This window comes from Rathayibacter sp. AY1C7 (genome assembly GCF_002931865.1).
Classification (GTDB): Bacteria; Actinomycetota; Actinomycetes; order Actinomycetales; family Microbacteriaceae; genus Rathayibacter.
Genome location: NZ_PSWB01000011.1, coordinates 43,230 through 66,327 on the forward strand (window position 1 = coordinate 43,230; position 23,098 = coordinate 66,327).

A 23,098-nucleotide genomic window follows, 5' to 3' on the forward strand; every position below is an offset into this window, starting at 1 on the left:
TCCGGCCGCGCCTATCCTCGGAGCATGGACAACATCGATCGGAAGATCCTCGATCTGCTGCGCCAGAACTCCCGCGCGGGCTACGGCGACATCGGCGGCGTGGTCGGGCTCTCCGCCTCCGCGGTGAAGCGCCGCGTCGACCGCCTCGTGGCCGACGGCGTGATCCGCGGCTTCACGATCAAGGTCGACCCCGCGGTCGACGGCATGGCCACCGAGGCCTACGTCGAGCTCTTCTGCCGCGGCACCGTCGCTCCGGACGAGCTCCGCCGCATCCTCTCCGCGGTCCCCGAGGTCGTCGACGCGGGCACGGTCACCGGCTCCGCCGACGCGATCGTCCACATCCGCTCGCGCGACATCCCCAGCCTCGAGCTCGCCCTCGAGAAGGTCCGCATCGCGCCCAACGTCGACCACACGCGCTCCGCGATCGTCCTCTCCCGCCTCATCCAGCGCAGCGAGGCCTGACGGATCGCGCCACCTCCTCGACGCGCGTCGCGACCGCCTGGTACTCCATACCTGTATGGTGAATCCAGGAGGGCGAGCGTGAGCGACAGGGAACAGGCCGGTACGGCGGCACGACGGAGACGGCGCATCTGGCTGATGCTGCCGGCACTGTTCGTCGGCGTCCTGGCCGGGCACCTCGTCGCGACCGCGGTGGGCGCCGAGGATCCGTGGGACGTCGTGGTCACCGCCGCCGTCGCGGCAGCGGTGGCGTCCGTCGTCCTCGCCCTCGTCGACCGGCGGCGCTGAGCCCTCCCTCCTGGATCGGAATCCGAGGGAGGGAACGACGATGGAACGACAGAGGACGAGCACGGCACTGGTCGCGGCGGCGGCCGCTCTGCTGGCGGTGCCGCTGTTCACAGCGCAGGCCGCGCACGCCGAGCCGGCGAGGCAGGAGACGAGCAGCCGGGTGCACCTCGAGGCACGGGGCGGATCGGCGTCGACGGTGACCTTCGACGTCACCGACGACACGCGGATCGTCGAGCTGGCGGGCGGCGGGGTCGGCTTCACGGACGGCGCCGAGACGTCCGACGCACTCCCGGAGAGGATCGACGTCGGACGCGGCCGCACCGTGTCGGGCCACTGGTCGATCGACGACTCCGACACGCTCACCTTCCACTTCGCCCCGGACTCGGCGTCCCGCTCGGCGGCGGGCGGCCTGCACCTGAACAGCGACTGGAGCTCGCCCGAGTGGGGCCACTGCGTCGCCGGGAGCGGCGTCAGCGGTGCCGCGACCGGCGGGGTGATCGGCGCGATCTCCGGTCCCGGCGCGATCGCCTCCGCGACCGGCGGGCTGCTCGCGGGGATCATCGGCGGAGCGATCACCTGCTGAGCGCCGCCTCCTGAACGACCCGGATCAGGCGGGCGCGTCCGCTGCGGTGTGGACGCGCTCGCCGCCGATCCAGGTGCCCAGCACCCGGGTGTCCCCGATCGCGCGGGGGTCGCCGGCGAAGGGGTCCCGGTGCAGCAGGGCGAAGTCCGCCGCGAGTCCCACGGCGATCGAGCCCGACTCGCCCTCCAGGCCGTTCACCCACGCCGAGCCGGCCGTGGAGGCGGAGAGGGCGGTGGCGAGGTCGAGGCGCTGCTCCGGGAGGAACACCTCCTCGCTCCACCCCGGCTCGCGCTCGGACGGCGCCGAGAGCCGGTTCACCGCGACGTGGATCGCGGCGAGCGGGTCGGGCGTCGACACCGGCCAGTCGCTCCCCGCGGCGAGCACCGCGCCCGAGCGGAGCAGGTCGCCGAAGGGGTACTGCCACGAGCCGCGCCGCTCACCGAGGAACGGCAGCGTCAGCTCCACCATCTGCGGCTCCAGCGAGGCCCACAGCATCTGCAGGTTGGCCGCGACGTCGAGCGCACGGAAGCGCGGCAGGTCGTCCGGATGCACGACCTGCAGGTGCGCGAGGTGGTGGCGGTTGCCGCGGCGCCCGTTCGCCTCGATCGCCCGCTCGACGGCGTCCAGGCACTCGCGCACGGCGCGATCGCCGATCGCGTGGAAGTGCACCTGGAACCCGGCCGCGTCCAGGAGCGGCACGGCCTCGTTCAGGAGGCGCGGGTCGACCATCGAGAGGCCGTCGCCGTGACCGTGGCCGCCGTGCCCGTCGAGGTAGGGCTCGAGCATCGCCGCCGTGAAGTTCTCGGCGACCCCGTCCTGCATGATCTTGACGGTCGTCGGCGCGAAGCCGTCGGCGGCGAGCGCCGCGCGCCGCTCGACGAGCTCCGGGATCTGCTCGACGCCGCGGCCCCGGTCCCACCACAGCGCACCGCGGACGCGCCCGGTCAGCTCGCCGCTCAGCGCCGCGCGGCGGTACACCGGACCGGGGTCGCCCACATCGCCGTAGGAGCCGATGATCGCGTCCTGCCACGCCGTCACTCCGAACGAGTGCAGGGTCTCCTGCCCGAGGAGCAGCGCGCGGTGGAGCTCGTCCGCGCTCGCGGGCGGGAGGTGGCGGCGGACCGCGTCCATCGCCCCCTCGTGCAGGGTGCCGGAGGGGGTGCCGTCGGCCAGGCGCTCGATGCGGCCGTCGGCGGGGTCCGGCGTCGTGCGGTCGATCCCCGCGAGGCGCAGTGCGGCGGAGTTGACCCAGGCACCGTGCCCGTCGGCGTTGGTGAGGAAGGCGGGCCGGTCAGGGACGACCGTGTCGAGCTCGCGGGCGGTCGGAGTGCCTCCGGGGAAGTCGGGCAGGTTCCAGCCGCCGCCGAGGATCCACTCCGCTCCGCTCTCCCGAGCCGCGTACTCGGCGACCGTCGCCAGGTGCTCGGCGGGCGACCCTCCCGCTCCGAGCCAGCAGCGCAGCAGCGCGGCACCGCCCCAGACCGGGTGCACGTGGGCGTCCTGGAAGCCGGGGACGAGCATCCGGCCCTCGAGGTCGACCACCTCGGTGCGCGGCCCGATCAGGTCGGAGGCGTCGGCGCCGACCGCGACGATCCGCCCTCCGACGACAGCGACGCCGTGCGCTCGGGAGCGCACGGCGTCGGCGGTGAAGACGGCGCCGCCGGTCAGGACGAGATCGGGGGCGCGCACGGGTTCAGAAGCCCGCGGGAGCGAAGGCCTGCGTCATCTGGGAGAAGAGCGACACCGTCCAGCCGATCGCGATGAGGAACGACACGACCACGACGCCGAGGAAGACCCAGAGCGGGAGGAGTCCGCCGCCGGTCACGCGCTTCACGACCACGCTGCGGCCGATCACGTAGACGTAGGGAGCGGCGAGGAAGGCCCACGCCCAGTGGAACGGACGCTGCAGGCCGGCTCGCTTCAGCTGGCGCCAGTCGAGGAAGGCGAAGACGACCTCCGCCGCGTAGATCAGGAAGCCGACGACCTGGAGCACGCCGAGGCCGACGAGGTAGGCGGTCGACATCCCCATCGAGGAGCTCGGCCCGTAGGTCGAGGCCATCGACGAGTCGACGATCGCGCTCGGCGGGAGGAGGAAGATCGACAGCGCCGAGAGCAGCGGCAGGAGGACTACCACCCAGATCCACGGGGTGGACGTGACGATGCTCGTGTCGCGCTGCTGCACGGGTGCTCCGGGAGCCGCGGCGTAGGCCGGGTACTGCGGCTGCTGCTGGTTGTAGGGCTGCTGCGGCTGCTGGCCGTAGGGCTGCTGGCCGTACCCCTGCTGGCCGTACTGCTGGGGAGCCTGCTGGCCGTAGCCCTGCTGCGGCTGCTGCTGGCCGGAGGGCTGCTGCTGCTGCGGCTGCTGACCGGCGCCCTGCTGGCCGTAGCCCTGCTGCCCGTAGCTCTGCTGCGGGTCGGCGGACGACGGCTGCTGCGGATACTGACCCGAGGCCGACTGCCCGTAGCTCGTCGCCGCTCCGCTCGACGTCTCCCCGTAGGCGGGACGCTCGGCGGGCGGCGCAGGCGGAGTCGGTGCGGTCGGCGGAACGGGAGTCGCGGCGGCCTGCGCCGACCCGCTCTCGGCCGGGGCGGTGGGAGTGGCCGCCGGCGCGTCGCGGAGCGACTCCGTCCAGCCGGTCCCGTCCCACCAGCGCTGACGGGACGAGCCCGCCGGGTCCGGGTACCACCCGGCGCGGGGTCCGGAGGCCTCGCCGCCCGTGCTCGCGCCCTGGTCCGTGCCGGTTCCGTTGTCGTCCGTCATGGCGTCCTCCACTCCCCTCCGGGCGTCTGCCCGCGATCTCGGACCACCGTAGCGCCGCGACACGATGCATGGCCTGAGGGCGAGCTGATCGCGCGCTGTCCGAGCGCTGTCCGCACCGGCAGGCGCCGGAGGCCGCCGACCGCCAGGATGGACGCATGCCCCACCTCCTCCGAGCCCGCGCCGCCCTCTTCGACATGGACGGGACGCTCGTCGACTCGACGGCCGTCGTGGAGACCATCTGGGGCGCCTTCGCCGAGCGCTTCGCTCTCGACCACGACGCGGTGCTCGGCGCCGTTCACGGTGTCCGCGCCGCCGATAGCGTCCGCCGCTTCGCTCCGGCCGGCAGCGACGTCGACGCGATCGTCGCGGAGCTCGACGCGTACGAGCTCGAGCACACCGAGGGCACCGTCGAGATCCCCGGCGCGACGGCGTTCCTCGCCTCACTCCCCCGCGAGCGCGTCGCCCTGGTCACGTCCGCGAGCCCGGCACTGGCGGCCGCCCGTCTGGCCGCGGCGGGCGTCCCCTCCCCCGACACCGTCGTCACCGCGCACGACGTCGCGAACGGCAAGCCCGCTCCCGACGGCTACCTCGCCGCCGCGGCCCTGCTCGGCGTCTCCCCCGAGGAAGCGCTGGTGTTCGAGGACGCCGAGGCCGGCATCCGGGCGGGTCTGGACGCGGGCATGCGCGTGATCGTCGTCGGGAGCCACGAGAGTGCGAGCACCCGGGGGCTGCCCCGGATCGCGCACTACTCCGACGCGCGCGCCGCGCTCGAGGGCGACGAGCTCGTCGTCACCCTCGGCGGGCCTCAGTAGCGGATCGCGTCGATCACCTTCACCCGCACGGCGACGATCGCCGGCACCAGGCCCGCGAGCGCGCCGACGAGGGTCGCCGCCCCGAGCCCGAGCAGCGCCGCCTCGGCCGGGAAAGGCGGGATGTCGGCGATCCCGTTGTCCTGCACGAAGGCCACCGTCCACGGGTTGGTGACGAGGATGACCGCGACCGTCACGCCGACCACTCCCGCGACGACGGTCGCCACGACGCTCTCCATCATGATCGAGAAGAAGATGCGGCCGGAGGAGGCGCCGAAGCTGCGCCGGATGCCGATCTCGCGGATCCGCTGCCGGACGGTGACCAGGGCGATGTTGAGCAGTCCGAGCGCGCCGAGCGCCAGCACCAGGCCCGCCACGCCGCCGATCACCCAGGTCAGCACGCCGAAGGGGTCGGAGTCGTAGACCAGGTAGTCCTGCCGGTCGACCGACACCTCGAAGTCGGATCCCAGGGCGCCGGCCACGTCGCGCTCCACCGCCGCGGCGAGGGGCTCGGCCAGGTCGAGCGGCACCCACATCTCGTAGTTCGGCACGCCCTGCCCGCCGTACTGCGGGTCGGCGTCGCGGGCGACCGCCGGGTAGGCGTCCGCGAGCATCATCATCGACGGATCCGTCTCGAACTGCGAGGAGGGAGTCACGCCGACCACCACGCCCGTGACGTCGCGCTCGGAGCCGAGCAGGGTGACCACCGGGTGGGTGCGCAGATCCGGGCTCCCGATCCGCTCCCAGAAGCGCTCGTTGACGACGAGTGCGGGAGCGAGGCGCTGGGAGTCGCGGGCGGTGAACCAGGAGCCGTCCACGATCTTCAGCCGGTGCATCTCGGCGAAGGGCTGGTCGACCGCCTGCACCGCGACGTCGACGGCGCCGTCGGCGAACTGGACGCGCGCGCTGCCGTAGGTCGAGCGGCTCGCGTAGGTGATGGAGTAGCGCTCGAGCGCACCGGTCCACGCGGCCTGGAGTGCGTCGGCATCCACCTCGGCGGTGCCGGTGCCGGAGGGGTAGGCGGAGAGGAAGAGGCTCGCCGGGCGCCCGCTGGAGCGCTCGGCCTGCTCGATGCTGGCCTGGCGGGCGATGCCACCGGCGGCGACGACCGCGGTCAGGGCGGCGACGGCCACCGCGACTCCGATCAGCGAGAGCAGCACGCGGCCGCGGTGGATCCGCAGCTCGGTCCACGCCTCGACGATCGCGCCGGCGATCCCGACGAGCGCGCGCATCAGAGGACCACCCCCTCGGCGACGGGGCCCGCATCCGCGGTCGAGCCCAGGCGGCCGTGGTCGAGCCGGTAGTGGCGCTCGGCCCGCGCCGCGATGGCCGGGTCGTGGGTGATGGTGACCAGCGCGGAGCCGGACTCGCGGGCGATCTCGTCGAGCAGGCCCATCACGCTCTCGCCGGTGTCGGTGTCGAGGGCGCCCGTCGGCTCGTCGGCGAGGATCAGCCGCGGTCGGCGCACCAGGGCGCGGGCGATCGCGATCCGCTGCTGCTCGCCGCCGGACATGCGCCCGGGCATCGAGTCCACGCGGTGCCCGAGGCCGACCCGCTCCAGCATCTCGGCCGCGAGGTCGCGGCGGCGCCAGAACTCCGATCCGGTCGCGTAGAGCAGCGGCGTCATCACGTTCTCGCGGGCGGTCCGCCCCTCCAGCAGGTTGAACTGCTGGAAGATGAAGCCGATGCTGCCGCCGCGGATGCGCGCGCGGGCCCGCGAGGACAGGGTCTCGGTGGGAGCACCCTCGAGCAGCATCCGCCCCTCGGTGGGCTCGTCGATGAGTCCGAGGATGTTGAGCAGCGTCGACTTGCCGGAACCGCTGCGGCCCACGACCGAGACGTGGTCGCCCTCGCCCACCTCGAGATCGACTCCGTCGAGGATCGTCAGCGGCGGCGCGTCGGGCAGCGGGACGACCTTGCGGATACCCTCGAGCCGGAGGATCGTCACGAGCAGAAGACCGAGCCGTCGGGCTGCGCGATGCAGTCGCCGCCCAGCTGGACGTCGGGAGCAGCCTCCTCCGCGCCCGGCACGAACTGCAGGAGCTCGGCGCCCTCCTCCACTCCGCCGGTGATCTCGACGGAGCTGCCGTCGGTGAGTCCCAGCGTCACCGGGACCTCCTCGGTGCTGCCGTCGTCCGCCCGGCGGAACACGACGCCGGACTGGGCGGTGCCCTCGACCGCGGTGGTCGGCACGACGAGGACGTCCTCCGCCTTGCCTCCCGCGAGAGTCACCGAGGCGGCAAGCCCGGGGAACACGGTGACCTCCGTCGGCACCTGGCAGGTGAAGCTCGTGCCGGAGCCGCCGGTGGAGGTTCCACCGCCGCCGTCCGTCGCTCCGCCGGTCGTGCCGCCCTCGCCGGCTCCGGCGAGAGGGGTGCTGATGGTGAGGTCGGTGCAGGTGAAGCCGGCGGGCCCGCCGGTGATCGCGACCTGCGCCTCTGTCGGCCGGTTCTGGATGCGGTAGAGCTGCTGCGCGTCGATCGTGCCGGTGACGGCGTAGCTCGGCGGCGCGACCTGTCCGGTCACCTCGCCGACCGTGACGGCCTGGTCGTGGATGACGCCGAGGGCGCTGAGGGTGCCGCCGGTCGCGGCGTAGACCCGCTCGAAGCGCACGGAGGGCTCCTGCTGGGTGAGGGTGACGGCGCCGTCCGGGCCGGTCGTCTCGACCGGGTCGCGCGGAGTCTCGACGCGGATGTCGTAGATGAGATCGCCCGACGCGACGGCCGCGCCCTGCTGCACGTAGACGTCGTCGACCGTTCCGGCCGCCGTCGCCTTCAGCGGCACGGCGGGGTCGGCGGCGACGGTGCCCTGGAGGGTGAGGTCGTTGGTGACCGTGCCGCGGGCGACCGTGACGGTCGGCTCGGTGATCTCACCGGTCGGCTGCGTCGGATCGGCCTCGGCCGCGCCGTCCGGGAAGAACGCGATCTTCACCAGGGCGATGCTCGCCGCTCCGATGATGACCATCCACACGATCGGGAACACCCAACGCCGAACCGCACCCATCAAGTCCCCCGACTCCGCTTCCAGGGCGCTCCGCCGTGGGGCGCCGGAGGCAGCCTATCCGGCGGGGAGGTCGCGTCACGGACCGTGGCGCGCCCGTCAGCCGACGAGCGCCGCGACGATCGAGGCGACGCGGCGCGCCCTCGTCTCGGCGGCCTTCGCGCCCTCGACCGACGTGACGTGGGCCTTCCGCGCGCTCGGCGAGAGCGCGGCGAAGCGCTCCGCAGCGCCCGCTGAGGCCAGCGCGGACGCCAGGTCCTCCGGCACGGCGACCTCGCGCGGCGCGGTGTCGAGCTCGATCACGACGTCGATCGCGTCACCGCCGGCGAGCTGCGTCTCGCGGCGCTTCTCGGCCGAGAACGGGATGAGCGCGCGTCCGCCCATCGCTCCGACCGTGCTGGTGAAGCGGTAGCCGTTCACCGTCACCGCGACGGCGGGACGCTTGCCGCCGCCGAGTGCCTCGAGGACCTCGGGCGGCACCTCGATGCCGGTGTTGTTGCCGATCTGGAAGAGCGTCGTGGTGAACTGCACGAGGCGATGATGGCACGGACTCCCGCGTGTCGCGCGGCCGATCGCCGTACGGATGCGGGGGGCCGTCGACTCGATCCTCGTCGACCTCCCGTTCACGGATCCGGAGCGCTCGAGGGCGTTCTCCCCGGCGCTCGGCCGGAGCCTGAATCCTCTGTTCAGGCCTGAGTCCTCTGTTCAGCGACGACGCCGCCTGCTCCGTCGCCTCCGAGAACGTGTCCGCGATGGTCGTCCCGCACCCCTCCTTCTCGACCTCCAGGTCGAAGGAGATCATCGACGCGCGCTCCCAGGTGCAGGCCCTCTTCGCGGTGAGCGTCGGCAGTCGGGAGGAGGTCGGGAACGGGCCGGCCTCCAGCGGCGCCGAGCCGGTCGCGGTGCAGGACCTCGGCTCCATACGGGCGCGCGGCCTCGTGGACCCTGACGGCCACGTCCGGGAGTCCCTGTACACGGATCCAGCCGCGGCCGAGGCCGGTCCGCCCCGGGAGCGAGGGGTCGGTGCGCTCAGCAGGAGCGGGTGTCGGGGTCTCCGAGCGAGGAGCGCACGGCGTCGACCGTCATCCTGCCCTCGGGGTCGAGCCGGGCGAGCATGCGCGACATGATGTCGGCCAGCTGCGGGATCTGCTCGGCGTCGAGCGGATCGATGACGTCGGCCAGCACGGTCGCGACGTGACCGGGCGCCGTGTCGACGATCTTCTGGAGGCCGGCGTCGGTGAGCACCGCGTTCGTGGCGCGGCCGTCGGAGGCGCAGGGGCGGCGCTCGAGGTAGCCGCGGGCGACGAGGCGGGTCACCACGTGCGAGAGCCGGGGCAGGGTCGCGTTGGTGCGGGCGGCGAGCGTGGTCATCCGGAGGGCGCGGTCGGGCGCCTCGGACAGCATCGCCAGCGTCAGGTACTCGAAGTGCGTGAGTCCCGCGTCGCGCTGCAGCTGAGTGTCGAGGGCGCCCGGCAGCAGTTCCACGACCGCGATGAAGCGCAGCCAGGCGTCGAGCTGATCGGGCGTCAGCCAGCGTGTCTCGGGCGCACTCATCCCCCCACCCTACCCACTACTTGCCGCGACAAGTAAGTCCCCCGCGCCTCGTCGAGCCGCGTCCCGGGGCTCCGTCGGGAGGCCGACCCGCGCCAGCCCGATCCATACCATCCCCGCAAGCACCGCCCCCGAGGCGAACCAGCGATCCGCGTACCAGCGGATCGCTGTAGCCGAACGCCCCCCGCTCCTCAGAACGCACCCCGTCGCGAAGCCGACCGCGCCACACAGAATCCACACCATCCCCGCGAGCACCGCCCCCGAGGCGAACCAGCGATCCGCGTACCAGCGGATCGCTGTAGCCGAACGCCCCCCGCCCTGCAGAACGCACCCCATCGCGAAGCCGACCGCGCCACACTCGATCCACACCATCCCCGCAAGCACCGCCCCCGAGGCGAACCAGCGATCCGCGTACCAGCGGATCGCAGTAGCCGAACGCACCACGCTCCTCAGAACGCACCCCATCGAGAAGCCGACCGCGCCACGCCCGTCAGGGACGGGCGTGGAATCGACTACAGCACGTCGTCGCTCAGATCGATCGGGTTGCCGAAGCGGTGGTTCGTGATCGAGATCGCCTGCTCGCGGAGGAAGGGCAGCAGTTCGACGCGGCCGGCGGGGGTGACCGGGTCGGCGTAGACGGCGGTGTCGAGGGCGCCGCCGAGGGCTTCGGCGAGGGCGGTCGCGAGGGGGACGCGGGATCCGTCGGCGCGGGTGAGCGGGACCGGCGTGCCCGTGCTGCCGCGGGTCATGCCGGCGACGACGTCGGTGAAGGAGCCGGTCGAGTCGTACGATCGGCGGACGACGGCCTGCTGTCCGTGCGTCGGGCTGCCGGGGGCCTGCGGGCCCGCGTAACCGTCGACGCGGTCGGAGACGATGTCGCCGATGATGCGGATGCGCGGCGCCGTGATGCGGCCGGCCGCGGCGCGCTCGAGCCACTGGGCGTCGGTCTCGACGACGATGCGCGGGACGAGGCCCGCCATCTCGGCGAGCTCGTCGCCGCCGAGCATCTCCTGGACCCGCGGCGGGAGCGGGAGGGACGTGGAGATGTCCATCCGGGAGCGGGTCAGCAGACCGGCGGCGATGACGCGGAGGAGCTCTCCGAGGTCGCCGCCGTCGGCCAGGCGCAGCGCGATCGGCACGCGGAGGTAGCGGAACAGGTTGCGCTCGACGCCGACCTTCGAGATGTCGGTGACGACTCCGAACTCGGTCGCCCAGGCGAGCTGGTCGGAGAGTGCGGAGCGGCGGAGCAGGTCGAACTGCTCGAACCGGAGCGAGGACTGGGCCGCCTCGATGAACTGGCGCGCGCGGTCGTCGAGGCCGCGCAGGTGCAGCGTCGAGGAGGAGCGCGCGGGCGAGGGCTTCCAGGAGCCGAGGCCGATGAGGTGGTTGGGTCCGCCCGCCTTCGCGCCGCCGCCGACGGACGAGCGCTTCCAGCCGCCGAAGGGCTGGCGCCGGACGATGGCTCCGGTGATGCCCCGGTTGACGTAGAGGTTGCCCGCCTCGACCGAGTCGATCCAGAGGGCGAGCTCGTCGGCGTGCAGGGAGTGGAGCCCGGCAGTGAGCCCGTACTCGGTGCCGTTCTGCATCCGGACGGCGTCCTCGAGGGTCGCCGCGTGCATGATCCCCAGCACCGGGCCGAAGAACTCGGTGAGGTGGACGTAGCTGTCCTCGGTGACGCCCTCGCGGATCCCGGGCGACCAGAGCGTGCCGCTCTCGTCGAGGCGCTGCGGCTCGACGAGCCACGACTCGCCTCCGCCCAGCGTGGTGAGCGCGTGCAGGAGCTTGCCGGTGGGCTCCTCGATGAGCGGCCCCATCACCGCCGACGGGTCGTCGGGCCGGCCGACGCGGAGCGACGTGACGGCGTCGACCAGCTGGGCGCGGAAGCGCTTGGAGCGGGCGACCGAGCCGACCAGGATCACCAGGGAGGCGGCGGAGCACTTCTGGCCCGCGTGCCCGAAGGCGCTGCGGACGATGTCGGCGACGGCGAGGTCGTAGTCGGCGTGGGGAGTGACGATGATCGCGTTCTTGCCGCTGGTCTCGGCCTGCAGTGCGAGGCCGGGCCGCCAGGAGCGGAAGAGGCGGGCGGTCTCGTAGGAGCCGGTGAGCAGCACGCGGTCCACGAGGGGGTCGGTGATCAGCGCCCGTCCCAGCTCCTCCTCGTCGAGGTCGACCAGGGCGAGGAGCTCCTGCGGGACGCCCGCGTCCCAGAGCGCCTCGACGAGCACAGCCGCCGAGCGGCGGGCCTGGGGCGCCGGCTTCACCACGACTCCGGAGCCGGCGGCGAGCGCCGCGAGGATCGATCCGGCCGGGATGGCGACCGGGAAGTTCCACGGCGGAGCGACGACGGTGACCCGCGCGGGGACGAAGGTGGCCCCGGTGACGGCGTCGAGCTCGCGGGCGCGGGTGGCGTAGTAGTGGGCGAAGTCGATGGCCTCGGAGACCTCGGGGTCGGCCTCGGCGATCGTCTTGCCGGTCTCGGAGGCCATCACCTCGATCAGGCGGTCGCGGTTCGCGGCGAGGACGAGGCCGGCGCGGTCGAGCACGGCCGCTCGGTCGTAGCCCAGGCGCTCGCCCCAGCGCTCCGCGCGGCGGGACACCGCGCGCAGCACCTCCTGGAGCTCCGCCTCAGTGCTCACGCGTGCGGCGTCGGCCGTGCCCGCTCCGATGGTCGACCCGGCGATGCGCTCGGTGATCAGGCGCGCCCAGCGTCGGTTGCCGGGGAGGGCGGGGTCGGTGTCGGGCTCGTTGTGGAAGCCCGCGGTCGCGGCGGCCGCACCGGAGCCGCGGCTGAGGCCGAGGACGGCCTGCGTCAGGCCCGCGGCGGCCGGGTCCTGCGCCCGCTCGCCGGCGCGGGCGTGCTCCTGCACGAGGCGGCGGCCGGAGCCGGAGGACCACTCCCGCAGGCGGTCCTGCGTGCGGTTCGGCGGCGGGACGGAGTCGTCGAGGGCCTCGAGCGAGGCGCGGAAGCGGCCGAGCTCCCGCTGCAGCACCTCCTCGTCGTCGAGGCGGAACGCGGCCGAGAGGAAGTTCTCGGGGCTGCTGTTCTCCTCGAGCCGGCGGATGAGGTACGAGATGGCCACGTCGAACTCGTGCGGGTGCACGACGGGCGTGTAGAGGAGGAGTCGTCCCACGTCCTCGCGGACGGCGCGCGCCTGCCCGGTCGCCATCCCGAGCAGCATCTCGATCTCGACCGCGCCGGTCACCCCGCGCTCGGTCGCCGTGAGCCACGCCCAGGCGAGGTCGAAGAGGTTGTGCCCGGCGACGCCCACGCGCACCGCGTCGACGCGCTCCGGCCGCAGCGCCCGGTCGAGCAGGCGCTTGTAGTTCGTGTCGGCCTCCACCTTGCTGCCGACGGTCGCGAGCGGCCAGTCGTGCAGGGCCGCATCGACCCGCTCCATCGCGAGGTTCGCGCCCTTCACGACGCGCACCTTGATCGGGGCTCCGCCGCGGGCCCGGCGCTCCTGCGCCCACTCGGTCAGCTCGTCGAGCACGCGGACGGAGTCGGGCAGGTAGGCCTGCAGGACGATGCCCGCCTCGAGGTCGAGCATGCCCGGCTGCTCGAGGAGGCGCCGGAACACGGCGACCGTCAGGTCGAGGTCGCGGTACTCCTCCATGTCGAGGTTGATGAAGGTGGGGTCGGCTCCGGACGCGGCGGCCTGGTAGAGCGGGGTGAGACGCTCCACGACGCGGTCGACCTCCTCCTCGAAGGCCCACATCGACAGCTGGCTGACGACGCTCGAGACCTTGACGCTGACGTAGTCGACGTCCGGCCGCTCGAGCAGGCGGAGGGTCCCCTCGAGGCGGCGGCGGGCCTCGCGCTCGCCGAGCACGGCCTCGCCGAGGAGGTTGAGGTTGAGCCGGTCGCCGCCCTCGCGCAGCGCGGCGACGGCCGCACCGAGACGCGCCTCCGAGGCGTCGACCACGAGGTGCCCGACGAGGCGGCGGAGGACCCGGCGGGCCGCGGGCACGACCACCCAGGGCAGCACGGGGCCGACGGCGCCGCCGGTGCTGATCGCCGCGCGCAGGTAGGAGGGGAGGAAGGCGGGCGTCTTCGCGGTGAGCGCCGCGAGGTTCTCGGCCGCGACCGAGAGGTCCTCGGGCCGGGCGACGCCGTCGACGAACCCGACGGTGAAGTCGAGTCCGTTCGGGTCCTGGAGCACGCCCGCGAGCCGCTGGGCGGCGGGCTCGACCGGGAACTCGCCGCTGCGCGCGATCCAGCGGCGGACCAGGGACTCGACGCGCTCGATCATCGGGCGGTCGTCGACCTCGGGCTCGGCGGCGGCGGGCGCGGCGAGCTCCGACTCCGACGCGGCGTCGGGCCCGCGCAGGACCTCGTCCTCGGCATCGGGCTCGCTCACGGCCTCGTCCCGAGCGTCGCGAACGACCTCGTCCTCGTCCTGAACACCGGACTCGCGCAGGTCCTCGTCCTCAGCGTCGGACTCCTGCGCGTCCAGAGGCTCGGCCACGTCCTCGGACGCGGACTCCGGCGCCGGCACGACCTCGGCCCCGCTCACGGAGTCGCGGGCCTCACCGGCCTCGACCTCGTCGTCCGACTCCGTGCCGCCCTCCGGCGTCCGACCACCGATCGTCGCGTCGACCCCGCTCCGCACGGCCGCGTCGTCGGGCTCGCGCTCCGGGTCGCTGCCGGGCACACCTGGGGTCGTGGACTGCTGCATCCTCCGAGGCTAAGCCCGACCCGCCGCCCGGACGCGGCGTGACGCGGTGGTCGCGCCGACTCGCCCGCGAGCCGCCCCTGTGGAGGAGCGGATCAGTGCCGGCGGTGGTCCTGGATGGTCATCCGCGGGCCGTGCCGCGGCTTCCTCGCTCCGCTGCAGCCGATCAGCCGGATGACCCGCTGCCGGTGCCCTCGCCACGGCTCGAGGAGCTCGAGCATGCCGTCGTCGTCGACCCCGAGCCGGCCCGTGAGCGCGAAGCCGACGGACGCGGCCAGGTGGTAGTCGCCCACGCTGACCGCGTCCGGATCGCCGTGGGCCCGCATCATCACCTCGGACGCCGTCCACGGCCCGATCCCCGGCACCGACTGCAGCCGGCGGGCGACCTCGTCGCCGCCCCGCCCGAGCGCGAGGGTCCGCTCGAGGCCGGAGGCGACGAGCGCGGCGGTGAGGACGGTCCGCGAGCGCCGCGGATCCACTCCCGCGCGGTGCCAGTCCCACGAGGGCACGCGCCGCCACTGCTGCGCGCTCGGAGCCACGTGCAGAGCGACCGGCCCCGGGGCGGGCTCCCCGTGGAGGCGCACCAGCACCCGGTAGGCGCGCCACGCCTCCGTGCTCGTGACCTTCTGCTCGAGGACCGACGGCGCGAGCATCTCGAACACCAGGTTCGCGCGCGTGAGGCGCAGGCCCGACGAGCGGCGGAGCACCTCGGCGAGCGGCGCGTGGGCCGACAGGTCGAGCCCGCTCCAGTCGTCGCCGTGGCCGAGGAGCTCGGGGACCGCGTCGATCAGCCACTCCGCTCCCCCGCCCCAGGCGCGCGCGTGGACCGCGCCGTCCGCCGCCTGCCGCAGATGCAGGGTGCCCGGGCCGAGCGGCGTGCGGAACGCCCGCCAGAAGCCGGACGCGTCGAGGAGCATGGTCGGGTCGCCCGAGCCCCGCAGCAGCGTGCGGAGGGTGAGCGCGAGGCTCACCGGCTCCGCCGGCGCGTAGACCGTCGCCCAGGCGGGCTCCGGAGCAGGGGCGGGGATCGACACGCAGTGATGGTAACCGGCGGCTCCGACACCGGATCGGACGCTCTTCCGCAGAACCCCCATCCACGACGTGTTCGGAGCGACACACCCGGCGGATTGGTTCAGACGGCGTGAACACATGCGCGGATCCGATCGCCCGTTTCCACTGGTCAGCAGGTCGATCCCGGGCGTAGCTTCGCGCTGTCGCGGCGGCGCTCCAGCCGCCCGGCACCCGCCTATCACTGGAGATGCGCACATGTTCGACACGACCTTCATCCGCAACGCGATCGTCAAGAGCTCTGAGACCGCTCTCGACCGTCGCCGCTTCTTCGAGGCCACCGGCGTCGCCGGCCTCGGCATCGGAGCCGCGGCCCTCGCCGCGCCCACCGCCTCCGCCGAGGAGGTCGCTGCCAGCGGCCCCAGCGACGCCTCGATCCTCAACTTCGCCCTCAACCTCGAGTACCTCGAGGCCGAGTTCTACCTCCGCGCCGTCTACGGCACCGGCCTCGGCGGCTCGGACGTGACCGGCAAGGGCACGCCCGGCGGCGTCATCGGCGGCCGCCCCGTCGACTTCAAGACCCCGTGGCTGAAGAGCTTCGCCACCGAGGTCGCGAACGACGAGAAGGCCCACGTGCAGTTCCTGCGGGCCGCGCTGGGCACCGCGAAGGTGGCCCGCCCGGCGATCAACCTGAAGGACAGCTTCAACTCCGCCGCCGTTGCGGCGGGGCTGATCAAGGCCGGTCAGTCGTTCGACCCGTTCGCGAGCGAGTCGAACTTCCTGCTCGGCGCCTTCGTCTTCGAGGACGTGGGAGTGACCGCCTACAAGGGCGCCGCCCCGCTCATCCAGTCGAAGACCTACCTCGACGCGGCCGCCGGCATCCTCGCGGTGGAGGCGTACCACGCGGGCGCGATCCGCTCGGCGATCTACGCCGCCGACCTGTCCGACTCGGCGAACAAGCTCTCCGACGCGCGCGACAGCCTCGACGGCAAGACCGACCTCGACCAGGGCGTCAAGGTCAACGGCCAGGCGAACATCGTCCCGACCGACGGCAGCTCCATCGCGTTCAGCCGCACCCCGGGCCAGGTCCTCAACATCGTGTACCTGAACCCCGCGGCCGGGACGCGCACCGGCGGATTCTTCCCCCGCGGCGTCAACGGCGAGCTCGTCACGACCTAGTCCCACCAGCACCGAGCACGACGACGGGCCCTTCCTCGAGGCGGCGAGGAGGGGCCCGTCGTCGTCCGCGTGCACATCCGTTCACCGGGTCCTCTAACCTGAGCGGGTGAAGATCGGGATCCTGACCTCCGGTGGCGACTGCCCCGGCCTCAACGCCGTCATCCGCGGTGCCGTCTACAAGGGCATCAAGGTCTACGACCAGGAGTTCGTGGGCTTCCGGAACGGCTGGCGCGGAGTGGTCGACGGCGACCTCCTGCCCCTGGGCCGCCCCGAGATCCAGGGAATCGCCAAGCAGGGCGGCACGATCATCGGCACCAGCCGGACGAACCCCTTCGAGGGCGAGAACGGCGGCCCCGAGAAGATCGCCGAGATGATGGACCGCAACGGCATCGACTCGATCATCGCGATCGGCGGCGAGGGCACTCTGGCGGCGGCCAAGCGCCTCACGGACGCGGGCCTCAAGATCGTCGGCGTCCCCAAGACCATCGACAACGACCTCGGCGCCACCGACTACACCTTCGGCTTCGACACCGCCGTCGGCATCGCGACCGACGCGATGGACCGCCTCCGCACCACCGGCGACTCGCACGGCCGCTGCATGGTCGCCGAGGTCATGGGCCGCCACGTCGGCTGGATCGCCCTGCACTCCGGCATGGCCGCGGGCGCCCACGTCATCCTCATCCCGGAGAAGCGCACCTCCCTAAACCAGATCGTCGAGTGGGTGCAGAGCGCGCAGGACCGCGGGCGCGCACCGCTCGTCGTGGTAGCCGAGGGCTTCTCGCTCGACACGATGGACGACGCCCACTCCGAGCGCGGCCTCGACGCCTTCGGCCGGCCCCGCCTCGGCGGCATCGGCGAGCTGCTGGCCCCGCTCATCGAGGAGCGCACCGGCATCGAGACCCGCGCCACGACGCTCGGCCACATCCAGCGCGGAGGCACGCCCACCGCGTTCGACCGCGTCCTCGCGACCCGCCTGGGCATGGCCGCCATCGACTCCGTCGTCGCCGAGCACTGGGGCCGCATGGTCGCCCTGCGCGGCACCGACATCTACCACGTGGACTTCGCCGAGGCGCTCGGCACCCTCAAGACGGTCCCGGACGCCCGCTACGAGGAGGCGCGCACCCTCTTCGGGTAGCGCGCGCTCCCCGCGGAGCGGGTCAGCCCTTCGCGCCGTCCGGCGTCGCCGTGGCGACGATCTGCGCCCGCGCGAGGGTGTGGAAGTGCGCGTTGAAGCCGAGGATCGCCGGCGTCGACTCCGGATCGAGGTCGAGCGACTCGACGTCGAGGGCGTGCACCACGAAGAAGTAGCGGTGCTCGCGGTCCGGCGGCGCCGCTCCGACGAACTGGCGCAGCCGCATCTCGTTGGGCAGCGTCTGCGCGCCCGCCGGGAGCAGCTCGAAGCCGGCGGCTCCGGCTCCCGTGGGGAGCTCCGTGGTGTCGGCCGGGAGGTTGTAGACGGCCCAGTGCCAGAAGCCGGAGCCGGTGGGCGCGTCGGGGTCGAACACCGTCACGGCGAAGCTCTTCGTCTCGGCGGGGGCTCCCGACCAGCGCAGGTGCGGCGAGACGTCCTCCCCGCCGGAGCCCTCGCCGTAGTGGCGGGCGGACAGGGGCGCACCGTCGGCGATGTCGTCGCTCTCGAGCGCGAAGGTCGGCACCTCGCCGAGGCGGGCGTAGGGGTCGTAGGTCCAGTCGGACATCCGGTTTCTCCGTTCGGGAAGGGCGGGCGGGGGCCCGCGCCCTCAGCCTAGGAACCCGGCGGTGCGCGCCGAAGGGCTTGCGGAGGGGGTCAGGACCCGAGATAGCGCCCGGGCCGGTGGTTGAACGTCAGGACCAGGTTGAGCACCACCACTCCCGCCGCCGAGATCAGCACGTTCAGCGGAGGCACCACCAGCAGCGCGGCCGCGACCACGCACGCGTCGAGCGCCATCATCACGTAGCCCGCCCGCCAGCCGAGCCGCTCCTGCGCGATCAGGGCGACGATGCTGAATCCGCCCAGGCTCGACCCGTGCCGGAAGAGGATCAGGAGGCCGATCCCCGCGAGCACGTCGCCCGTGAGGACGCCGTAGACGGGCTCGATCCGCAGCTCGCCGAACGCCAGCGGGTGCAGCCCCGCCAGGACCGAGACCAGCACGATCGAGAACATGGTCCGCAGCGTGAAGCGCCAGCCCTTCTTCCACAGCGAGAGGGCGAGGAACGGCACGTTGACCGTGACGAGGATCACGCCGAACGGGATGTCGAGCGGGTACCCCAGCAGCAGTGCGAGACCCGCGGTGCCGCCCGTGACCGCCTGGCTCGCGCGCAGCAGGTAGAGGCCGAGCGACACGACGAACGCACCGGTGACGAGACCGAAGACGTCCTCGAGGCGGGAGTGCGGCACGGGGGCGGAGGCGTCGGGCACCCGACGATGCTGCCACACGCCGCGCCCCGGTCCGGACGTCCTCGTAGGATGTGCCGGTGCTGCCGAAGATCCTGCTGTTCTACCGCTTCGTGCCGCTGGCCGACCCCGAGTCCGTGCGGCTGTGGCAGCGCGAGCTGTGCGAGTCGCTGGGCCTGCGCGGGCGCCTGCTGATCTCGGAGCACGGGGTGAACGGCACGCTGGGCGGCGGCATGGACGCCCTGAAGCGCTACGTCCGCCGCACCCGTGAGCACTCGGCCTTCCACGGGCTCGAGGTGAAGTGGAGCGACGGCTCCGGCCTCGACGACGACGGCCGCAGCCTCGACTTCCCCGGTCTCTCGGTGAAGGTGCGCGACGAGATCGTCTCGTTCGGCGCGCCCGACGAGCTGCGGGTCGACGCCGACGGGGTCGTCGGGACGGCGCCGCGGCTCGACCCGGACCAGCTGGACGCCCTGGTCGCCGAGCGCGACGACGTGGTGCTCTTCGACGGCCGCAACGCCTTCGAAGCCGAGATCGGCAGGTTCGAGGGGGCGATCGTGCCGGGGGTCTCCAGCACCCGCGAGTTCGTCGAGCAGCTCGACGCCGGCGTCTACGACCACCTCAAGGGCCGGCCCGTCGTCACGTACTGCACCGGCGGCATCCGCTGCGAGGTGCTGTCGAGCCTGATGACGGCGCGCGGCTTCGGCGAGGTGTACCAGCTCGACGGAGGCGTCGTCCGCTACGCCGAGGCGCGGCGCGACCGCGGGCTGTGGAAGGGGGCCCTGTACGTCTTCGACGGCCGCGGCTCCGTCTCCTTCTCCCCCGACGCCGAGGTGCTCGGCCGCTGCACCTCGTGCGCCGCGCCGACCAGCCGGATGCGCAACTGCACCGACCTCTCCTGCCGCGCCCAGCTCGTGGTCTGCGCCGACTGCGATGCGGCGGCCTGCGCCGCGCACGCGGGCCCTACGCTCGTGCCATGAGCATCGAAGCGCGCGGACGCACCCTCGTCGACCTCCACACCGCCCCCGAGCTGCTGCAGGTGGTGAACGTCTGGGACGTGATCAGCGCGACCACGATCGCCGCGCTCCCGGAGACCCGGGCGCTCGCGACCGCCAGCCACTCCATCGCGGCGGCGTTCGGCTACGAGGACGGCGAGCGGATCCCGCTGGAGCTGCACCTCGGCATGATCGAGCGCATCGTCGCCGCCGTCGAGGTCCCGGTCTCGGCCGACCTCGAGGCGGGCTACGGCGACGCGGGCGAGACGGTCCGGCGCGCGATCGGGATCGGCGTCGTGGGCGCGAACCTCGAGGACCAGGCGAAGCCGCTCCCGGAGGCGCTGCGGGCGGTCGAGAAGGCCGTCGCCGCGGCCGAGGAGGAGGCGGTGCCCTTCGCGCTCAACGCCCGCACGGACGTGCTCCTCCGTGCCGGCGACCGCGACCGCGATGAGGTCCTGGCCGACGCCGTCGAGCGCGGCCGCGCCTACCTCGACGCCGGCGCCACCTGCTTCTTCGTCCCCGGGCTGCTCCAGGACGCCGAGCTGGAGTCCCTCGTCGCCGCCCTCGGGCGGCAGCGCGTCAGCGTCATCGGCGTCCCCGGATCCCAGTCCCCCGCCCGCTTCGAGGAGCTCGGGCTGGCCCGCGTCTCCTACGGTCCGTGGACGCAGCGCGTCGCCCTGACGGCGCTCCAGGACGCGGCCGCCGCCCTCTACTCCGGCGGATCGCTCCCCGAGGGCACCCGGCCCCTGAACTGACCGCCCGGCCGCGGGCCCGCGGGCGTAGCGTGGGCCCATGTACCGAGCCATCGTCGTCGAGCGGCACTCCGACTCCGACACCGACACCCCCAACCGAGCCCGCCTCCTCGAGCGCGACGATCCCGACCGCTCGCACGGCGACGTGTCGATCGCCGTCGAGTACTCGAGCGTCAACTACAAGGACGCCCTCGCGCTGGCGGGGCGGCCCGGGATCGTGCGCCGCACCCCGCTCGTCGCCGGCATCGACCTGGTCGGCACCGTGGAGTACGCGGACGGCGAGGCGGGCGAGCGCTTCGACTCCGGCGACCGGGTGGTGCTCAACGGCGCCGGCCTCGGCGAGCGCCACGACGGCGGGCTCGCCGAGCGGGCGCGTGTCGACTCCGCGTCGCTGCTCCGGCTGCCCGGCGCCATCTCGGCGGCACGGGCCGGAGCGATCGGCACCGCGGGCTTCACGGCGATGCTGGCCGTGCTGGCGCTCGAGCGGCACGGCGTGCGGCCGGGCAGCGGTCCCGTCCTGGTGACGGGGGCCTCGGGAGGCGTGGGGTCGCTCGCCGTCGCGCTCCTGGCGCGCCTGGGCCACGAGGTCGTCGCCTCGACCGGCCGACTCGGCGAGCACGGCGCTCTGCTCCAGCGCTTGGGCGCCTCCGACGTCATCGACCGCGCCGAGCTGCAGGAGGGCGGGAAGCCGCTGCAGTCCGAGCGCTGGGCGGGAGCGGTGGACTCCGCCGGCTCGCACACGCTCGCGAACGCCCTCGCGCAGACGCGGTGGGGCGGCACCGTGGCGGCGTGCGGTCTCGCGCAGGGCCCGGACCTGCCGGTGAGCGTGATGCCGTTCATCCTGCGCGGAGTGACGCTGGCCGGCATCAACTCGGTGGAGGCGCCGCGCAAGCTCCGCGAGGAGGCCTGGCGCCGCCTCGCTCACGACCTCGACCTGGAGCTGCTCGACGAGCTGACGACGACGGTGCCGCTCGGCGGCGCGGTAAACGCGGCCGAGGACGTGCTCGCCGGCCGCTCGCACGGTCGGACGCTGGTGGACGTCCGCGCCTGAGTGCACGGCGTCGCCGGAGGGCGTCCGCCCGCCTCGAGCGTGGAGGAGGGGGCGCCCCGGCCGGCGCTGCGGGGCTGCTGCTCGTGCGGCGGTGCGCTACTCCGCGGCCTCGGTGGCGCCGCTCGGCTCGGCCGACGCGTGACCGACGGAGGAGTCGGGGCGCGCGGCGCGGGGTTTCGCCGGCGTGCGGGGCTTCGGCGCGGGCTTCGCGGTCGGCCCCGGCTTCGCGGGGGCGGGCTCGGCGGACTCGGATCCGGCGGGCTTCGGCTCGGCGGGCTTCGATCCCGCGGACTTTTTCTCGGCGGGCTTCGGCTCCGCGGGCTTCGGCTCGGCGGGCTTCACCGGAGCTGCGGAGTCGATCGGCTCGGAGCCGATGACGTCCACGGGCGCGGAAGCCCCGGACTCGGCCGGCGTGCTCGCGGCGGTCCGAGCACTCGTTTTCGGAGCGCCCTTCGGCGTGGCCTTCGGGCTCTTCGGAGCGGCCCCCGCTGCTGACTCCGTCGGCGCCGCGACGTCCTCCGCGGCGCCGTCCGCCTCCGGAGCCGCGGCCGCCGCGCTCCCGCCGCTCGCCGCCTCCTGACCCTCGACCACCGTCGCCGGACCCGCCGCCTCCGCGGCCACGGCCGCGGCCTCCGCCGCCTTCGCCTTCGTCTTCGCGCGCTTCTCCGCGGCGGCCGCCTGGGCCCGCTCCGCCTGCTCGGCGACCTCGGGGACGATCACGAGGTCGTCGGTCTCGATCACGGGGATCGCCGCGGTCGTCGTCCCCAGCTGGAGGGCCGCGATCAGCTCGGGAGCGTGCTTGGTGCTCACGATCAGGCGGGAGTAGTCCTCGTCGACCAGGTCGATCACGACGGCCGAGGCGGTGCGCTTGATCAGCAGGAAGTCCTTGCCGCCGTGGAACTTCCACGTGCCGGCCGCGAGCGTGAGCGGCACCGCGGTGCCCGGCGCGCGGATGCCCCGGACCCAGATCCAGGGGTCCTCGGTGACCGTCGCCGAGCGGATGCTCGACCGGTCGACGACGACGTCGCTGCGGTGGAACGCGAGCAGTCGCTCGGCCGCGGTGAGGCGGAGTTCGAGGCGGTCGGGGAGCACGGTCACGACGGGCATGCCTCTAGTGTGCCCCGCCGCCCGCCGCCGGGTCAGCGCCGGATCGCACAACGATGCCCCGCTGCTCGCGTGAGTGGCAGCATGGTCGGATGCCGATGGATCCGGACGAGGCGCGCATCCTCGACGCGCTGCTGGCCGAGCGGCAGGCCGAGACGCGCGACGAGGCGGCCCGGCTCGAGGCCTCGCTGGCCGAGCTCCTGCGCGACCGTGCCGACGGCACCGCCGATGACGAGCACGACCCGGAGGGCACGCCGCTCTCGGCCGAGTGGTCGCGGATGGCCGGAGTCCGCGACGCTCTCGCCCGCACGGCGCGCGAGCTCGACGCCGCTCGCACCCGCCTCGGCACCGGCGGCTACGGGGACTGCGCCTCGTGCGGCCGCCCGATCGGAGCCGCCCGCCTCGCCGCCCGGCCCACGGCCGAGCTCTGCATCGACTGCGCCCGGCTAGCGGAGGCGCGCATCCGCTGACGCCCCGCGAGGCGAGCCTGCGGCATGCCCTCCGCCTGAAG

The 23,098-nt window shown here is 73.7% G+C and carries 22 protein-coding genes; 10 read left to right on the forward strand and 12 right to left on the reverse strand.

Translation table 11 applies throughout. The annotated features are described in order from the left end of the window. Nucleotides 1-24: 24 nt before the first annotated feature. The 3 genes from C5C69_RS07805 (at nt 25) to C5C69_RS07810 (ending at nt 1,330) form a co-directional block, all read left to right on the forward strand. The gene (locus tag C5C69_RS07805; protein ID WP_104222855.1) at nt 25-462 is read left to right on the forward strand and encodes an Lrp/AsnC family transcriptional regulator; all 438 of its coding nucleotides are present in this window, start codon (nt 25-27) and stop codon (nt 460-462) included. A 78-nt stretch (nt 463-540) separates the two neighbouring features. Beyond that, nucleotides 541-747: a hypothetical protein gene (locus C5C69_RS16695; protein WP_146076614.1), complete on the forward strand. Its 207-nt coding sequence runs from the start codon at nt 541-543 to the stop codon at nt 745-747. Between the two features lie 40 nt (nt 748-787). Continuing rightward, a complete protein-coding gene (locus C5C69_RS07810; protein ID WP_104233106.1) occupies nt 788-1,330 on the forward strand; it encodes a hypothetical protein in 543 nt (180 codons plus the stop codon). Nucleotides 1,331-1,354: 24 nt separating this feature from the next. On the opposite strand, the gene C5C69_RS07815 is transcribed toward C5C69_RS07810, so the two are convergent. Further along, entirely contained in the window at nt 1,355-3,019 is a 1,665-nt protein-coding gene (locus C5C69_RS07815; protein WP_104233105.1) for an amidohydrolase, read from the reverse strand. Nucleotides 3,020-3,023: 4 nt separating this feature from the next. Then, nucleotides 3,024-4,091 (reverse strand): DUF2510 domain-containing protein, encoded by a 1,068-nt coding sequence (locus C5C69_RS17220; RefSeq protein WP_258065106.1) that lies wholly within the window; start codon nt 4,089-4,091, stop codon nt 3,024-3,026. Between the two features lie 155 nt (nt 4,092-4,246). On the opposite strand from C5C69_RS17220, the gene C5C69_RS07825 reads away from it, so the two are divergent. Continuing rightward, on the forward strand, nt 4,247-4,903 hold the full coding sequence (locus C5C69_RS07825; RefSeq protein ID WP_104233104.1) for an HAD-IA family hydrolase: 657 nt from the start codon (nt 4,247-4,249) through the stop codon (nt 4,901-4,903). Here C5C69_RS07825 and C5C69_RS07830 read toward each other — a convergent pair. From C5C69_RS07830 to C5C69_RS07865, 7 genes are all read right to left on the reverse strand, one after another. Next, nucleotides 4,897-6,132, reverse strand: a complete 1,236-nt coding sequence (locus C5C69_RS07830) for an ABC transporter permease (RefSeq protein ID WP_104233103.1) — start codon at nt 6,130-6,132, stop codon at nt 4,897-4,899. The genes C5C69_RS07825 and C5C69_RS07830 overlap by 7 nt on opposite strands. Beyond that, complete coding sequence (locus tag C5C69_RS07835) at nt 6,132-6,848, reverse strand: ABC transporter ATP-binding protein (RefSeq protein WP_104233102.1); 717 nt, start codon at nt 6,846-6,848, stop codon at nt 6,132-6,134. Before C5C69_RS07835 ends, C5C69_RS07830 begins: the two co-directional genes overlap by 1 nt. Then, nucleotides 6,845-7,864 carry an efflux RND transporter periplasmic adaptor subunit gene (locus tag C5C69_RS07840; protein WP_104222862.1) on the reverse strand — a complete coding sequence of 340 codons (1,020 nt, stop codon included), beginning with the start codon at nt 7,862-7,864 and terminating at the stop codon, nt 6,845-6,847. Before C5C69_RS07840 ends, C5C69_RS07835 begins: the two co-directional genes overlap by 4 nt. Nucleotides 7,865-7,999: 135 nt before the next feature. After that, a complete protein-coding gene (locus C5C69_RS07845) occupies nt 8,000-8,431 on the reverse strand; it encodes a YdeI/OmpD-associated family protein (protein WP_104233100.1) in 432 nt (143 codons plus the stop codon). A 498-nt stretch (nt 8,432-8,929) separates the two neighbouring features. After that, entirely contained in the window at nt 8,930-9,454 is a 525-nt protein-coding gene (locus tag C5C69_RS07850) for a MarR family winged helix-turn-helix transcriptional regulator (protein ID WP_104233099.1), read from the reverse strand. A gap of 509 nt (nt 9,455-9,963) precedes the next feature. Then, nucleotides 9,964-13,701 (reverse strand): proline dehydrogenase family protein, encoded by a 3,738-nt coding sequence (locus C5C69_RS07860; protein ID WP_104257692.1) that lies wholly within the window; start codon nt 13,699-13,701, stop codon nt 9,964-9,966. Nucleotides 13,702-14,219: 518 nt separating this feature from the next. Next, a complete protein-coding gene (locus C5C69_RS07865; RefSeq protein WP_258067497.1) occupies nt 14,220-15,158 on the reverse strand; it encodes a DNA-3-methyladenine glycosylase in 939 nt (312 codons plus the stop codon). A 232-nt stretch (nt 15,159-15,390) separates the two neighbouring features. Here C5C69_RS07865 and C5C69_RS07870 point away from each other — a divergent pair, with 232 nt between their 5' ends. Continuing rightward, nucleotides 15,391-16,311 carry a ferritin-like domain-containing protein gene (locus C5C69_RS07870; RefSeq protein WP_104222865.1) on the forward strand — a complete coding sequence of 307 codons (921 nt, stop codon included), beginning with the start codon at nt 15,391-15,393 and terminating at the stop codon, nt 16,309-16,311. A 106-nt stretch (nt 16,312-16,417) separates the two neighbouring features. Further along, entirely contained in the window at nt 16,418-17,446 is a 1,029-nt protein-coding gene (locus C5C69_RS07875; RefSeq protein ID WP_104226151.1) for a 6-phosphofructokinase, read from the forward strand. 22 nt (nt 17,447-17,468) lie between these two features. Here C5C69_RS07875 and C5C69_RS07880 read toward each other — a convergent pair whose 3' ends face one another. Together C5C69_RS07880 and C5C69_RS07885 are read right to left on the reverse strand one after the other, a co-directional pair. Further along, nucleotides 17,469-18,008 carry a YbhB/YbcL family Raf kinase inhibitor-like protein gene (locus C5C69_RS07880; RefSeq protein ID WP_104222867.1) on the reverse strand — a complete coding sequence of 180 codons (540 nt, stop codon included), beginning with the start codon at nt 18,006-18,008 and terminating at the stop codon, nt 17,469-17,471. A gap of 89 nt (nt 18,009-18,097) precedes the next feature. Further along, the gene (locus C5C69_RS07885; protein WP_258067498.1) at nt 18,098-18,709 is read right to left on the reverse strand and encodes a YitT family protein; all 612 of its coding nucleotides are present in this window, start codon (nt 18,707-18,709) and stop codon (nt 18,098-18,100) included. 56 nt (nt 18,710-18,765) lie between these two features. Here C5C69_RS07885 and C5C69_RS07890 point away from each other — a divergent pair, with 56 nt between their 5' ends. Genes C5C69_RS07890 through C5C69_RS07900 form a run of 3 tightly spaced genes read left to right on the forward strand, consistent with a single transcriptional unit; the run spans nt 18,766 to nt 21,483 of the window. Beyond that, nucleotides 18,766-19,665, forward strand: a complete 900-nt coding sequence (locus C5C69_RS07890) for a rhodanese-related sulfurtransferase (RefSeq protein ID WP_104222869.1) — start codon at nt 18,766-18,768, stop codon at nt 19,663-19,665. Then, a complete protein-coding gene (locus C5C69_RS07895) occupies nt 19,662-20,435 on the forward strand; it encodes an isocitrate lyase/phosphoenolpyruvate mutase family protein (protein ID WP_104257672.1) in 774 nt (257 codons plus the stop codon). The genes C5C69_RS07890 and C5C69_RS07895 overlap by 4 nt, the downstream gene beginning before the upstream one ends. Before the next feature lie 37 nt (nt 20,436-20,472). Next, nucleotides 20,473-21,483 (forward strand): MDR family oxidoreductase, encoded by a 1,011-nt coding sequence (locus C5C69_RS07900; RefSeq protein ID WP_104257673.1) that lies wholly within the window; start codon nt 20,473-20,475, stop codon nt 21,481-21,483. A gap of 96 nt (nt 21,484-21,579) precedes the next feature. On the opposite strand, the gene C5C69_RS17225 is transcribed toward C5C69_RS07900, so the two are convergent. Beyond that, nucleotides 21,580-22,590: a hypothetical protein gene (locus C5C69_RS17225; protein WP_258067499.1), complete on the reverse strand. Its 1,011-nt coding sequence runs from the start codon at nt 22,588-22,590 to the stop codon at nt 21,580-21,582. Nucleotides 22,591-22,679: 89 nt separating this feature from the next. Here C5C69_RS17225 and C5C69_RS07910 point away from each other — a divergent pair, with 89 nt between their 5' ends. After that, nucleotides 22,680-23,057: a TraR/DksA C4-type zinc finger protein gene (locus C5C69_RS07910; protein ID WP_258067500.1), complete on the forward strand. Its 378-nt coding sequence runs from the start codon at nt 22,680-22,682 to the stop codon at nt 23,055-23,057. Nucleotides 23,058-23,098 lie beyond the last annotated feature (41 nt).